Here is a 13,370-nt window from a genome sequence, read left to right as displayed (position 1 = left end):
ACTTTGGCAATAAGTAAAGTTGTGTTAGTTTCCTCGCTGAGAAAGGTACGAGGTTGTTCTCATTAATTGATTGGGGAAATTAATGCAGCTCAGGATCGAGAAGCCCAAGGAACAGAAGATCGATTTTGCCGTTCTTTATGGCGGTAAAGCCACCACCATCTAGTTCCGTTGCAGGGGTGCCGGTTGCAGATCGGCACCCCTGCTTTGGCTACATTTAAGGATCTATTTGTTCTGCGTTAGCGCCTCAATCCATTCCCCCATCTCATTCGGTGTTGTAAAAACCGTCCTGCAACATTTCAACTTAACTCCGGACGAACACCCCGACGACTTATCCCTGAGCCTTCGGCTTCTCTACCCCCTGAACACCAAACTGGCCGCCAAAGTGCGGATCGGCACAACCAGCCTTACGGATGCTGCGACGTCCAACGAGCAGATCCGGTTCTTCCAGCACCAGCGGGCCCGACGAAGCTACATCAAAATTGCCCGATACGTCCGCGAAACCTTCGGTCCCATCGAAATAGACGTGACCGACGCTGAGGCCTTGGACCGGCCCAGCCGCGATTTCCTTGACGCGGCAGTTCGCGTGGGCGGCTGGTCAGTCCAACTGCGTTTTGACAGCGGCGGAAATGAATCCGTCCCTCATTTCTCGGCCGAGGAACAGTCCTTGCTGAACAAGCTGTCACCGTCCGCGAGGAAGGACCATGCGGGACAGATCGTCACCATGGCCTTCGACTACGTCAACTCAGGAGATGCATGGACAGCGCTGAACCTTGGACATCTGCTGCAGGAGGTTGAGCAGTCACCCCGGGTGTGGAACCTCCTGGCACTTGCGCACGCCATGGTGAACGAGACGGTCCAGGCCGAGTTCTATTACGACCGCTGGAGCACATCCAAAGAGCCTCTCGACGCAATCCGGGCCCTCTACGGAAAAGCCATGCTTTATGCCCGCCACCACCCGGACGGCCTTCGAAGTTTGACTCGTAGCGAGGAGTTGCTGAATGAGGCCTATGCCCTCATCCAGCAACTGGGCTCCCAAGAGCGCACCGAGGACCGTGTTGTCTTTGACGAGGTTTTCAACAGGAACGGCTATGCCCTCATACTCTTCCGCCGCGGCCACGTGGACGAGGCCATCACGCTCCTTCGCGAGGGCATCAAAAGGCTCACGCAGACCGGCGAAAAAGTGGCCATCCACCGATCCGTACTCATTTACAACCTCGCCCAGTGCTACAAGCAAACCGGAAACCTGACCGCTGCCATTGCCACCTACGCTGAACTCCTTGACGTTGACCCCCGCATGCCCGAATACCACTTGGAAGCAGCAAAATGCCACGCGTCGGCCGGAGACTTAGACGCCGCACTGGCTGCCTGCCGACAAGCAGTGGAATTGGATGACAGTCTCGCCTCTGCATGGGGCCTGATCGGGGTATACGAAGGGGAAATCGGTTCACATGGGGTAGCCGCGGACGCGCACGCTCGGGCCGCGTCCCTCGATCCCGCCTCTTACGTCCATCCCACCAATCTGGTTTACAGCCTCATCCTCGCGGACCGCGTCGATGAAGCCACCCAGCATGTTGACGGCTGGATCCACAGCACCCTGCCAAAGGAAGAAGCCGAACGCCGTGCATCGCTGAGCGCAGAGATTGCAATCCGGCACGACCGCTGCGCTGAGGCTCTGGAACTGATAGAAGCAGGACTCGCATTGTTCCCTGACTCCGACGTCCTGGCAGCAAACCGGGAAGCCCTTCTGGGCATGCACGTATGAGCCTCGGATTGCGGGGACAACTGGGAGTCTTCACCGTTTTGTTTGCCGGTGGAATGTGGATGTCAAAAGTTGCACAACCCCTCTATTTTGAGCAGATGAATGCGTTAGTAGCATTCGGTATTGGCTACGCCGTTATGGCAGTCGTAGGCGGGTTCTCTTTCGCATGGGGTGTCTTTGCAGACCGCTTTGGCGGCTTAAATGCTGTCCGCCTGGGAACGCTTCTATACGCTGTCGGAATTGCTGGCCGCCTTTTCACGGACGTTATTCCGGTAGTGATTTTCTCAGGGGTTGCAGGCGCAGGCGCATCCCTGGTTCTCGTAGCTATTAGGCCTTGGGTGCGATCCACAGCCTCCGATGAGGAAATTCCCAAAATTGTCGGAACCCGAAACCTCGGGAATCAGACGGGTCTCCTGCTGGGAACAGTCGGGGCCGCATCTATCTTCGCGTTGTCGGCAACCCAAGGGGACGGGGCGAAGACCGCTTTGCTGATTGCCCCCGCACTCGTGGCAGCAGCGCTTGTGTGGGTGCTGCTCGCGCCGAATTCCCAAGCCCGCACTCTGCCGAACTCCGTGCCGGAAGAGGCAGACGAGGCCGCCGATAAGAGGCGCTACAAGGCCTTGGCCGTAAAGCTGGCCGTCATCGGCTTGCTCTCTGGCTTCTATGTCAGTCTGGTGGCACCTTATTTGCCGTTGATTCTCACCAATGGTGGCGCCACCGCCGCGCAGGCAGCCTTGATCATGGCGCTCATGAGCGTCGCTCAAATCTGCGCCACCTGGATCTTCTCCCGCTACAGCACCAGCAGCCGGCCCTTCGCGCTGTTTGCTGTGTCCGAGGTCCTTACCGGAGTCATTACGCTGGCTGCCGCGCTGGCCTTGGGGATGGGAGCTCCGTGGATAGCAGTTATCTTCATCGCGCGGGCTGCTTTCGTGTCGCTTGCCATCGCATCAGAGGAAACGATCCAATACGCCATTATCCCGGCCCAGGCAACAGGTTTTGTTTTCGGGATTTCACAAACTGCGTTCCTGGTTGGAGACACGCTTGGTGGCGTCCTCGGCGCCCCCCTTTGGCTCAACGCGGGCCCGGAGGGACTGCTGTTCACTGCTGGCGCAGTTACGTTGTTCAATGCAGTGCTTCTGCCTGCGCTTCTGCGCAGCGTTCGCAGCGAATCGACAGTGAAAGCGGCCTAATCATGCCGGTCGAGTCCCTTTTCGAGGAGGACCACCTCGTCCCCATCGCACTTGTAGGCTCTACCCTCTTCACCTTCAGCCAACTCGATGGGTGCCTCTACCGAATATCAAACCAGGGACAGGCTGAGCCCGGCGGGTATGAGCAGATATTGTTGTCCGGCTTTTTGGCGCCCTTTTGTGTACCTGGCCACCCTTTCGTCTATGACCTCATCCATGATTCGGCTACCTTGACGGTAAGGGAGTTTCCCCTTGTAGCAACGGGCCTGGGCCAACCCCGTGAGCGTGCCATCCCGTCGCCATCTAATCAGACGCACCGCATTGCCAGCCTCATCCCAGATGCAGAAGAAGCGACACTACGCGTGGTTTTCGAGCCATTGACGGCAGCGGGGGACACTCTCCTCCTCGATCTGGAGTGTGGGGATCTGCGGCGGGTCGCACCCAGCCACGGCACACCAAAATGCATATTCGCTGGCGGGACCCTGGTTGCCGAATCGGAGGTCGGGTGGAGCATGGTCCGCGACGGGAACAGTGTGGGGCATGGTGCCGGTTTGATCGTTGCCGCCACATCCGAGTTCGTTGTTATTAAACGGTCGAGTAAGTCCGGTGCCCGATTCTCCGTAGTCCGCGGCGCCGGCGAGGCGGAAATCGTGGCTCCGCCGGGCTGGTCCCTGATCTCTGTCGCTGCGTCGGACACGCGTATAACGGCCTATGGCATCCACGCAGAAAAGGGACAACACCTGCTGCATCTGGACCCCTGCGACGATTGCTTCACGTTAGCTGAAGCTCAATGCGGAACGTCCCAGGTTTTCGCCATGGGAGCGGCTACTGACCCGGTCATCCGGTCCAAGGGTCTCGCAATCGGATCGTGCTGGCGGACCCAAAGGGGCCTTATCGCCGGGATCGCCGCTGTAAGGAGGGAACTGACGGTGAGCCAGATCACCCCGGCCGGATTGCCGTGCGTTTACGTGCATGCCGAACAGCCGCCGCGTGGCCAGGAGCTCGTCGTCTGTCTTCACGGTGGCCCGGACAGCCATGAGCTCGACGACCTCAGATATGGCGGTACCTATCGAACCGTTATTGATGCAGGTTTTGACCTGCTCATCATCAATTATCCCGGCTCTGCCGGCTTTGGCTCCGACTTCCAGGAACGCGCCTGGCTCAACTGGCAGGCCGCGATTCGGGAAACGGCGAAGGCAGTCGCCGAGGTCATGGCCACGCGCAGAACGCCAGAGGTCTCCATTTTCGGCGTCAGTTTCGGAGCGTGGGTGGGCCTTCAGCTTGCCGAGCATGTCGAGCCGAGGCAGGTGGTTGCTATGTCTCCCATGATCAACCTCCAAGATCACCTTCAGCTACACGGGGACGAGCCGGAGTTCAGGAGGTGGGCGGCGGTTCGTTTCGGACCGACCGCGGGAGGGCCTGACGACGGCGACCAACACACCCGGAAATGCCCTGTGCGCGTGGTGGTCATCGCTCCGGACGAAGATGAAGTCGTGCTGCCGAGTTCCACCCGGAGATCCATGGACCGTGCAACAGGGCACGGACGGGAGTGGTCCCTGGTGCCGGTCCCGGGTAACCACTACCCGAGAACCTCCGCCGCAGCCGAGCATCGTTGGGCATCTTTGGTCAACGCCATTGTTCAGCGCCGTGACAGTAATACACGAGCATTCAGCGCTATCGACGCAAGTACCGGGAGTTCCTGAACGCGGCACACGATTTCTCCGGCCCGTTCATCCTGCTCCACAGGCTGGGAGGCCGCCGTCTTTAACCGTATTTGTGGGGCAGGCTGGCCTAGGCTATGGACATGTCAGCTAAGTACCGGTACGGCGTCGAAATCCTGCACCTGCTGGTGTCACCCGGGCACGCCTACTTCGGCCGGGCACGGGACGGCGCCGCAGATGTGCCCACCACGGATGCCGATGTTGCCGAGGTGGTGGCGGGCAAGGGCATCGTGGGTGACAGGTTCTTCGGCAAGGCCGCGCACATGGACGCCGCGGTGACACTGTTCGCCGTCGAATCCCTGGAGGCCATCGCGGCCGAGCTGGGCGCGGAGCCGTTCAATCCCCTCCTGACCCGGCGGAACGTGGTGCTCCGCGGCGCACACCTGTTGCCTCTGCTGGGGCAGGACTTTGTGCTGGAGTCGGGCGGGGACGCGGTGGCTTTCCACGGCGGCAGGCATGCCCAGCCCTGCGCCTGGATGAACGAGATGCTGGCCCCCGGCGCCCACGCCTCGATGCGGGGCCGGGGCGGCATCCGCTGCCGGGCGCTCTCAAGCGGAACGCTCCATCGCGGCCCGGCAGTACTGGTCAGCCCTGTTCCACTGGATCCGGAGCAGGCCGGCGTGCCCACCCTGCTGCGGCCAAGTCGGCTGCCGTAGTTAGTCGTCCAGCCGAACGCCGCGGAGCAGCAAAAGCGTCCCGCCCACTGCGGCCGCGGACGCCAGGAAAACCCCCATCGCGCCAACTCCTGCCGCTGCCACACCGATAACACTGGGAAGCACCACCTGGCCCACCCGGTTGCCGGCGAGCCGGAGGGCAAGGGCACGTCCGCGCTGCCCGGCGGGTGCCTGCGCCGAAAGCCAGGACATGGTGAGCGGCTGGCCAATGCCAAGGCCCAGTCCAAGCACGGCCATGACCGCAAAGAGCAGCAGCACCGGCATGGGAACCGCCATGGCGGCCAAAGCGATGGTGGATAGCACCAGGCTGGCCACGAGCAGCCGCTTGCGCCCCAGCTTCCGGGAGACGTGCCCCAGCAGGATGCGGGACACCATTGAGAACACGGCGCGGACGGCGAGCAGGGCGCCAACGGTTGCCGCGCTGAGCCCGCGTTCGGATCCAAGCACCGGGAGGTAGACCATGGTCAGGTCCACCACGGCAAGGACAGTGGCGCTGGTGGCCAGGGCCCGCGCCACGCCGGGAGTCTTCAGCAGCGCGGCCACGTTGCCCTTGCCGCTGTTCGCCGGGGCTGCCGTTCCCTTCCTGGCGCTGACACTTGCGGAGATGCCGAAGGTGGTCACCAGGAGCACCAGGCCCATGCAGGCCGAGAGGAGGAAGATCGCCTGGGTGTCGGGGCGGACGGCCGCGCCTCCCACCAGGGAGATGGCCAGGGGCCCCACCGCCTGCCCCAGGGACGCAGCGAAGGTGAGGTAGCCGAAGGCGGAATCCATCCGGGAGGCAGCCGCGTTGTTGGCCACCACCGCCTGTTGCCCAACCACGCAGGTCAGCTGGCCGACGCCCAGGAGGGCGGTTCCGATGATCAGGGCGGCGATTGACGAACCCCACAGCAGCAGGAACAAGGCGCTGGCCAGGACGACGGCGGCACCGGCCGCCATGAGGCGGCGTTCACCCAGGCGGTCCACCAGGGCACCCGTGGGGACGGCGAGCAGCAGCGGGAAGACGGCGTAGCTGGCGGCCAGGAGACCCAGGGCAAAACCGGGAACGTCCAGCTCCAGCGCACGGTAAGTGGCAGCGGGCCGCAGCAGGAAGGTCAGGGCCTGGATCAGCGTGGAATGGACCAGGAGGGCTGCAGTGGACCGGCGGCCCAGTTCGCCTATCATGCAGTGGTGCCGGACATGGCCCGCACGGCTGCGTCGCGCGCACCCATGACATGGTCGAACGCGATCCTTGCAGCCCGGTCCGGGTCGCCGGCGGCCACGGCAGCCACCAGGGTCCGGTGCTGGGCCAGGGCCTGGTCCCGCCGTTCCTGCGTGCTGTTGGTGAAGTGCCGGTACCGCTCCATCTGGTTTGATATCTGGTCATGGAACCGCCGGGCCCACGAATTGCCGGCAATCCCGGCGATCTTTCCGTGCAGCGACATCCCCTGCTTCATCGCTTCATCGGCGAAGCCCACCGTCGCAGCGTTGCGCTCAAGGATGCCTTCGAGTGCGTTGATGTCAGCCAGGGTGGCTTTGAGGCAGGCATTGCGCGCCATCAGCGATTCCATGGCCGCGCGGACTTCATACAGCTCGGAAATTGCCGCCTCATCCAGCGCCGGCACCAGCACGCCGCCGGTCCGTTGCTGTTCCAGCAGGCTCTCCGAGATCAGCCGCCGGATGGCTTCCCTCAGCGGGGTGCGGCTCACCTGCAGTGCAGAGGCCATCGCGGGTTCGTACACGCGTTCACCCGGCTTCAGCTCCAGGCTGATGATCTGTCGCTTCAGCTCGGCATAGACGAAATCCGCCCCGGTATTGCGGGTGGTTGCACCAGACATGTCGTTACCTCCGAAGCTACCCTAGCCCTTGGTGCATACTTGTATACAACTTGAGGAGGACCAGTGGCGCGCATATTATCACAGGCTCTGCGGACGGGCTGGGTCGGCACACAGCCAAAACGCTTATGGAGGAGGGCCACCACGTCGTCGTACATGCCCGCAGTGCGGAACGCCTGGTTTCCGTCCAGGATCTGCTGGACCGCGGTGCGGATGGCGTTGTTGGCGACTTGGCCGACACGGACCAGGTCCGCGGTATCGCTGCCCACGTGAACCGGCTCGGGCAGATGGACGCCGTCATCCACAACGCCGGCGTGCTCCACGGCCCGGACATTTTCCAGGTCAACGTCGCTGCACCCTACCTCCTCACCGCAGTCATGCAACGGCCGCGGCGGCTGATATATGTCAGCAGCGGCATGCATCGCGGCGGCCACGCACCCATCCAAAAGCACGCCCAGGTGACCTATTCGGACAGCAAGCTCTACCTCACGGCTTTGGCAGCCGCCGTCGCGCGTTTATGGCCGGACGTCCTCAGCAACGCCGTCGATCCCGGCTGGGTGCCCACCAGGATGGGCGGCGCCGGCGCCCCGGACGACCTCCGGTTGGGCCACCGCACGCAGGAGTGGCTGGCCGCCAGCGATGACCCGGAGGCCCTCACCAGCGGCGGCTACTGGTACCACCAGCACCGGGAAAAGCCGCATCCTGCCGTCCGCGATGAGCGGTTCCAGGACGAACTCCTGGACCACCTGGCCGGTGTGACCGGCGAGCGCCTGGGCTGACCCGACAAGCTGTACTGTGATGGCGTGATCGTCCCCGAAATTCCCCAGAACGCCGCGGCGGTTGCGGATCACTACGACGAGCTCGATCCGATCTATCGCCGGGTGTGGGGTGAGCATGTCCATCACGGGCTGTGGGCAACCGGTCGCGAGACTCCCGCCGAGGCCGTAGAGGCGCTGGTGGACACCGTTGGCGACCGGCTGCGCCTGATGCCCGGAGAGGCGTGCGTCGACATCGGCTGCGGCTATGGCTCCACAGCAGGACGGCTGGCGGTGACACGCAGGGTCCGCGTTACCGGCTTCACGCTGTCCGCTGAGCAGGCCCACTATGCCGCCGCGCATCCTGTACCAGACGTGGACATCCGTCTCCGCGACTGGCTCGCCAACGGGCTGCCCGATGCCTCAGCCGATGCCGCGTGGGCGATCGAGTCGAGCGAGCACATGGTCGATAAGCCCAGGTTCTTCGCCGAGGCGCATCGCGTGCTGTCGCCCGGCGGCCGCTTCGTCGTCTGCGCGTGGCTCGCCGAGACTGATGCCACAGGTTGGAAGGTTCGCCACCTGCTCGAGCCGATCTGCCGCGAAGGGCGCCTGCCGTCGATGGGCACGCGCGAGGAGTATGAGGCGATGGCCGTCGCGGCGGGCTTTGTGATCACCGGCTATGAGGATGTCAGCCGCCGCGTCGCGCGCACCTGGCCGGTCTGCGCCCGTCGACTGATGAAGGCCCTGCTCGTCGATCGCGAGACCCGGTGCCTCGCCCTTGGGGCCCGCAACCGCATCTTCGTTCTCAGCATTCCCCGCCTGATCCTGGCCTACCGCACCGGTGCAATGCGCTATGGGATATTCACGCTGGCGAAGGCGGGCGGGAACGGGGCACCACGCGTACCCGGCCAATCGACGCAGCATGAGCCGGCCTGACCGCACTCTCCGTCCCCAAACTATTTCACAGGGCACGGGCTTGGGCGATCCATATGGGTCTAGTGTGGGGAAGGTCGGCACTCGCCGCGAATAGCCCTCAGGGAGGGTGCATGAACTCCAGACAGTCCAGCTCCGAGCAATTTATGCAGTACTTGAAAAGTGTTGGGGGCTCGGAGGCGGACGTCGCCGGAGCTTCATACGTGGTCAGCGACGCGGACACCGTGGAGAGCGTGGTTTCAGCGCTGCGGATGGAACAACAGCAGCATGGCAGCGCGGCCAAGGACCCGTCCTTCCTCCATGCTTTGGCACAGGTGATGGTCAGCAGGCGCGATGAGCGGGATCCTGGCCACCATGCCGGAGCGTCGCAGTCCGGGGAGTACCAGCTGGACATCCATTTCAGCGCCGGAAACAACACCCGCGAAGGCATTCCGGAGAAGGACATCGACGACGCCCAAGCATGGGCGCGCCAACGGATCGAATCTGAAGGCGCCGAGTTTGGGGCCATCTACTTCCCCGCGGGCGGGGATGGCGCGCCAGGCACAGGGGCGCTGGTGTCCAGCTACGACCGTTCGGTGGGCTGGTACCGCTAGCCGAATTCCCCCCGCTGGTGTCCGCCGGCAGCCAGGAAGGCATCGAGCTGGGCGGACTGATGTGCCTGGAAGGCTTTGTCGGCGCTCACGTTCGTGCTGGCGAGCAGCGGTATGTCCAGGCTCGCGTTGCAGCCGCGGCAGCGGATCTCGTCAGTCCACACCCAGCTGTACGCCGCGTGCCGTTCCCGCACCCTCTGCATCGCTGAGGTGATTGCTTCCGTTGTGGCCGCAAAGTGCGCTGCGTCCTCATTGCTGAGGCTTGTACCAATCTCGATGTCGATGCTCATCGTGCCTCTTCCGTCGTCCCCGATGGTGCTGTCGACAGTAGCGGGCGTTGCACCGGGAAGGAACGACCTGAAGGTCACGGTTGCCTAACCCTTCAAGCCGTACCTGGACCGAGCCACGGCGGCAGCGGAGCGGAAGGGGGCCGGTAGCGTTCCCGGGAACGGCTGGCGCGCCGGTTACGCGAACCGGCCCGGCCGGATTACCAGGCCTGGTGTTCGCGCGTGAAGCCGAAGGGAACAGCCTCACTGAGTGCCACGGTGAACTTGTCCACGCCGTGCCGTGTCACCAGGATGCCGTGGCGCTTCTCGGCAAGCGCGTAGGCCTTGGCGGCGGTGACAGCGGCGTCGAGCTCGCTGTCCATGCTCGCGCGGTCGGCAACGGTCAGGGTCAAGGGGAAGTCAGCGGTCATGGGTGGGGCCTTAGTGTTCTAGGTGTGGGACACGCGTCTTTCGCTCCCCCAAGCTGCCGACGCGGCAGGGCATCATACTGCCCACCTCATGATGCCCCAGCATCGGACCACCAGCAACTTGAAAAATCAAGTAACAAGGAACCGCAGGTCAGCGCTGCGGGATCCGCCGTGCAAGCTCAGCAATTACGGCCCGCTCGGGCTGGTCAATTACAGTTAATGGGGAGTGGAAGCTGTTTTTGGACGCCTCCAATGCCACCGGAGAAGCCTCCCGGCAAGACCCGTGCACCACTGCGCAACACACGGCTGTGCAACGACCTGATAAGGATCCCGCCATCTCTACGGACGCTTTCTTCGGCAGACTCACCCGGATCCGCAACGCCGTTCTTCCCACGCCCGCCCGGACCCGGCTGAACACCGGCCGCGGGCTGCTGGGCGGTTTCATCGTGGTGCACCTGGTTTTCCTGGTCTTCGCGGCATCCCTCTCGCTTCGCGGTGAGGCTTTCAGCGATACCTTCATCTACCGCGACTGGGCCATGGCAGGGTTCAACGACGCGAACCTCACCGGCGGGCCCAGCCCCTGGGTCTACCCGATCCTTGCCCTGATCCCCATGGCTATCGCAGGAGTCGCCGGCCCCGGTCCGTTCTTCTTCCTGTGGGTCCTCATGACCACAGTCCTGAACGGCTGGGCACTGCTGAAACTTACCAACCGCGGCCGGGACCGCCAGGCCATCCCCGCGGGCTGGTGGTGGCTGGTGTTCACCTTCCTCATGGGCTGGCTGGGATTCGCCCGCGTGGACGGCCTCACCGCCCCGCTGGTCCTGGTGGCCCTTGCCTATGGCGTCGGCCGCCCGTTCATCGCCTCCGTCCTGCTCGCCATCGGCACCTGGGTGAAGGTCTGGCCCGCCGCCGTCATGCTGGCCCTGTTCGCCGTCGTCAAAAACCGCGTCCTGGTGGTGCTCGCCGGCCTTGCGACGACGGCGGGGGTAGTTGCGCTGGCCGCTGCGGTGGGCAGTGTCCCCAAGCTTTTGAACTTCCTCACCCAGCAGGGTGACCGCGGCATGCAGCTGGAGGCCACCTTTACCACGCCCTGGCTCTGGCTGTCCGTTTTGAACGTCGGCGATTCCCGGATGTACATGAACACGGACATCAACTCCATGCAGGTGGACGGCCCCGGCACCGCACTGATGTCAGTGCTGATGCAGCCCCTCCTGATCCTGGCCGCACTGCTGGTGGCCGGCCTGACATTCTGGGCACTCCACAACGGAAACCAGCACAAAGGCCAGCTGAACGGCGGCGTTGACCGCACCGAGCTGCTCCTCGCCGGTGCCCTGACCCTGGCCACCGCGTTCGTTGTGTTCAACAAGGTGGGCTCGCCGCAGTTCATGGTGTGGCTCGCCCCGGCCGTCGCCGTCGGCCTCGCCCACAGCTGGCGTGATTGGCGGGTCCCGGCCGCCATGCTGATCGTCATCGCCGTGGCAACGTACTTTATCTACCCCCTGTTCTACGACGCCCTCAGCCACAACAATCCCTGGATGGCCCTGGTGCTGACCATCCGCAACGTCCTCCTGGTGGTCCTGTTCATCTGGAGCGTCCGGCGCCTCTACCTGCTGGGCAAGAAGGCGCCTGCTGCCGCCCCCGCGCTCAAGGAGTCCTAAGATTTCCACGAGGTTCTTCGACCGCCTGGTCACCGTCCGCAGCAAAGTCCTGCCCGCAAAGGTGGTGGACTGGTTCGCCCGCCCTTCCAGCGTGTGGTGGGGATTCGCCGTCGTCCATCTGTACTTCCTGGGCTGGATGGCGTCCTTCTTCCTGCACGGCGACACATTCAGCGACACGGAGCAGTACCGCCAGTGGGCCATGGACGGCTACAACCCCGCGGACCTCGATGGGAAGATCAGCCCCTGGGTGTACCCCGTGCTGGCGCAGATCCCCATCTTCCTGGCCAACATCGCCGGGCCGGACCTGTACCTCCTCGTGTGGTTCCTGATCATCACAGCCCTCAACGCGGCCGGACTCGCCTTCCTCACCCGCGGGCCGCGGAAGGAGTGCGGCATCGCCCCGGCCTGGTGGTGGCTGTTCTTCACAGTCTTCATGGGCTACCTCAGCTTCGCCCGCGTTGAAGGCATCACCGCCCCCATCGTGCTCATCGCCCTGCTGTACGCGGCGCAGCGGCCGGTGGTGGCCGGCGTCCTGCTCAGCATCGCCACCTGGATCAAGGTGTGGCCGGCGGCGGTCCTGGTGCCCATCGTGATTGCCAGCCGGAAACGAATACACATACTCCTTTCCGGGGTGGCGGTGACAGTGGTTGTAGCCCTGGGCACCTGGCTGGCCGGCGGGCTGCCACACATCATGGACTTCCTCACCAACCAGGGCGAGCGCGGCATGCAGCTGGAAGCCACCTTCTCCACGCCGTGGGTGTGGCTGAGCGTCTTCAACATCGCAGGCTCGAAGATGGCGGACAACACCGCCATTAACTCCACCGAGGTCTACGGACCCGGCGCCGGCGTGGCGGCTTTCCTGATGCAGCCGCTGCTGATCCTCGCGGCCGTGATCGCTGCCGTCCTGCTGGTCCGCGCCCTGAACCGCGGCGCGGAACGGGAGGAACTTTTCCTCGAGGGCTCCCTGATGATGGTCACCGCCTTCATTGTGTTCAACAAGGTGGGCTCCCCGCAGTTCATCATCTGGCTGGCACCCGTGATCATCGCCGGGCTGACCCACGACTGGGACCGGTGGAAGGTCCCCGCGGCGCTGCTGATGGGCATCGCCATGACCACCTTCGTGATCTACCCGCTGTTTTACACCCCGCTGATCCACGCCCACCCGGTGATGGCGGCCATCCTGACGACGCGCAACGTGCTCCTGGTGGTGCTGCTGTGGTGGTCGGTGAAGCGGACCGCCGAGCTGGGCCGGAAACCTGCAGCGGTGCCCGCCGGCGCGTAGCTGAAGTCCTAAGAAACCCCCGGCGCACCTTCCACGGCAGCCTCCGGCGTAAGGTAGCGCGAGAACCATTCCCTGGCCAGCACTGCGACCTGGCCCAGCGTTCCGGGCTCCTCGAAGAGGTGGGTGGCTCCCAGGATGATCTCCAGGTGCACTGGGGCCCGCATCAGGCCCATGGCCTGCCGGTTCAGTGCCAGGACCTGCGTGTCGGCACCCCCCACAAGCAGCAGGGTCGGTGCGCGCACCGCCGCAAGGCGGCAAGTGGCCACCCCTTCATCGGGCAACGTCCGGGAGTTGGAAACCCTGGCC

Annotated in this window: 13 protein-coding genes and 1 pseudogene; 9 read left to right on the top strand and 5 right to left on the bottom strand. The window is 63.9% G+C overall.

Annotation, left to right across the window (positions count from 1 at the left end; translation table 11 throughout):
• Positions 1-382 precede the first annotated feature (382 nt).
• The 4 genes from ACKAE7_RS00070 (at position 383) to ACKAE7_RS00055 (ending at position 5,323) form a co-directional block, all read left to right on the top strand.
• Positions 383-1,762 carry a tetratricopeptide repeat protein gene (locus tag ACKAE7_RS00070; RefSeq protein WP_408978160.1) on the top strand — a complete coding sequence of 460 codons (1,380 nt, stop codon included), beginning with the start codon at positions 383-385 and terminating at the stop codon, positions 1,760-1,762.
• The gene (locus ACKAE7_RS00065) at positions 1,759-2,949 is read left to right on the top strand and encodes an MFS transporter (protein WP_408978159.1); all 1,191 of its coding nucleotides are present in this window, start codon (positions 1,759-1,761) and stop codon (positions 2,947-2,949) included. The genes ACKAE7_RS00070 and ACKAE7_RS00065 overlap by 4 nt, the downstream gene beginning before the upstream one ends.
• A 926-nt stretch (positions 2,950-3,875) precedes the next feature.
• On the top strand, positions 3,876-4,649 hold the full coding sequence (locus ACKAE7_RS00060; RefSeq protein ID WP_408978158.1) for a hypothetical protein: 774 nt from the start codon (positions 3,876-3,878) through the stop codon (positions 4,647-4,649).
• A 101-nt stretch (positions 4,650-4,750) separates the two neighbouring features.
• Positions 4,751-5,323 carry an MOSC domain-containing protein gene (locus ACKAE7_RS00055; RefSeq protein WP_408978157.1) on the top strand — a complete coding sequence of 191 codons (573 nt, stop codon included), beginning with the start codon at positions 4,751-4,753 and terminating at the stop codon, positions 5,321-5,323.
• Here the strand turns inward: ACKAE7_RS00055 and ACKAE7_RS00050 are convergent, their stop codons facing one another.
• Together ACKAE7_RS00050 and ACKAE7_RS00045 are read right to left on the bottom strand one after the other, a co-directional pair.
• On the bottom strand, positions 5,324-6,502 hold the full coding sequence (locus ACKAE7_RS00050; protein WP_408978156.1) for an MFS transporter: 1,179 nt from the start codon (positions 6,500-6,502) through the stop codon (positions 5,324-5,326). It lies immediately after the preceding gene.
• Positions 6,499-7,155 carry a GntR family transcriptional regulator gene (locus tag ACKAE7_RS00045; protein WP_408978155.1) on the bottom strand — a complete coding sequence of 219 codons (657 nt, stop codon included), beginning with the start codon at positions 7,153-7,155 and terminating at the stop codon, positions 6,499-6,501. The genes ACKAE7_RS00050 and ACKAE7_RS00045 overlap by 4 nt, the downstream gene beginning before the upstream one ends.
• A 74-nt stretch (positions 7,156-7,229) precedes the next feature.
• Here ACKAE7_RS00045 and ACKAE7_RS00040 point away from each other — a divergent pair, with 74 nt between their 5' ends.
• The 3 genes from ACKAE7_RS00040 to ACKAE7_RS00030 all read left to right on the top strand — a co-directional run bounded on the left by ACKAE7_RS00040 (position 7,230) and on the right by ACKAE7_RS00030 (position 9,433).
• Positions 7,230-7,931, top strand: a complete 702-nt coding sequence (locus tag ACKAE7_RS00040; RefSeq protein WP_408978263.1) for an SDR family NAD(P)-dependent oxidoreductase — start codon at positions 7,230-7,232, stop codon at positions 7,929-7,931.
• A 24-nt stretch (positions 7,932-7,955) separates the two neighbouring features.
• Positions 7,956-8,843: a class I SAM-dependent methyltransferase gene (locus tag ACKAE7_RS00035; protein ID WP_191036011.1), complete on the top strand. Its 888-nt coding sequence runs from the start codon at positions 7,956-7,958 to the stop codon at positions 8,841-8,843.
• Between the two features lie 110 nt (positions 8,844-8,953).
• Positions 8,954-9,433 carry a hypothetical protein gene (locus ACKAE7_RS00030; protein ID WP_188728536.1) on the top strand — a complete coding sequence of 160 codons (480 nt, stop codon included), beginning with the start codon at positions 8,954-8,956 and terminating at the stop codon, positions 9,431-9,433.
• On the opposite strand, the gene ACKAE7_RS00025 is transcribed toward ACKAE7_RS00030, so the two are convergent.
• Together ACKAE7_RS00025 and ACKAE7_RS00020 are read right to left on the bottom strand one after the other, a co-directional pair.
• On the bottom strand, positions 9,430-9,798 hold the full coding sequence (locus tag ACKAE7_RS00025; protein WP_344672556.1) for a hypothetical protein: 369 nt from the start codon (positions 9,796-9,798) through the stop codon (positions 9,430-9,432). The two genes, ACKAE7_RS00030 and ACKAE7_RS00025, sit on opposite strands and share 4 nt — an antisense overlap.
• Positions 9,799-9,917: 119 nt before the next feature.
• Positions 9,918-10,127, bottom strand: coding sequence for a hypothetical protein (locus tag ACKAE7_RS00020; RefSeq protein ID WP_188810551.1), 210 nt, complete (start codon positions 10,125-10,127; stop codon positions 9,918-9,920).
• Between the two features lie 305 nt (positions 10,128-10,432).
• Here ACKAE7_RS00020 and ACKAE7_RS00015 point away from each other — a divergent pair, with 305 nt between their 5' ends.
• On the top strand, positions 10,433-11,782 hold the full coding sequence (locus tag ACKAE7_RS00015) for a glycosyltransferase family 87 protein (protein WP_229666392.1): 1,350 nt from the start codon (positions 10,433-10,435) through the stop codon (positions 11,780-11,782).
• A 61-nt stretch (positions 11,783-11,843) separates the two neighbouring features.
• Positions 11,844-13,064, top strand: coding sequence for a glycosyltransferase 87 family protein (locus ACKAE7_RS00010; protein WP_188810552.1), 1,221 nt, complete (start codon positions 11,844-11,846; stop codon positions 13,062-13,064).
• Between the two features lie 8 nt (positions 13,065-13,072).
• Here ACKAE7_RS00010 and ACKAE7_RS00005 read toward each other — a convergent pair.
• Positions 13,073-13,370 (bottom strand): annotated as a pseudogene (locus tag ACKAE7_RS00005) (hypothetical protein); the annotation flags it as partial.

Origin of the sequence: Pseudarthrobacter sp. NKDBFgelt (genome assembly GCF_046097905.1) — a bacterium.
In the GTDB taxonomy this organism is placed as follows: Bacteria; Actinomycetota; Actinomycetes; order Actinomycetales; family Micrococcaceae; genus Arthrobacter; species Arthrobacter polychromogenes.
Note: the sequence above shows the minus strand (reverse complement) of the source record. Positions and strands in the feature narration are given on the sequence as shown.

Coding starts and splice junctions, on each gene's coding strand:
- ACKAE7_RS00065 (WP_408978159.1), top strand. CDS start 1,759: ATGAGCCTCGGATTGCGGGGACAACTGGGAGTCTTCACCGTTTTGTTT.
- ACKAE7_RS00055 (WP_408978157.1), top strand. CDS start 4,751: ATGTCAGCTAAGTACCGGTACGGCGTCGAAATCCTGCACCTGCTGGTG.
- ACKAE7_RS00050 (WP_408978156.1), bottom strand. CDS start 6,502: ATGATAGGCGAACTGGGCCGCCGGTCCACTGCAGCCCTCCTGGTCCAT.
- ACKAE7_RS00045 (WP_408978155.1), bottom strand. CDS start 7,155: ATGTCTGGTGCAACCACCCGCAATACCGGGGCGGATTTCGTCTATGCC.
- ACKAE7_RS00030 (WP_188728536.1), top strand. CDS start 8,954: ATGAACTCCAGACAGTCCAGCTCCGAGCAATTTATGCAGTACTTGAAA.
- ACKAE7_RS00020 (WP_188810551.1), bottom strand. CDS start 10,127: ATGACCGCTGACTTCCCCTTGACCCTGACCGTTGCCGACCGCGCGAGC.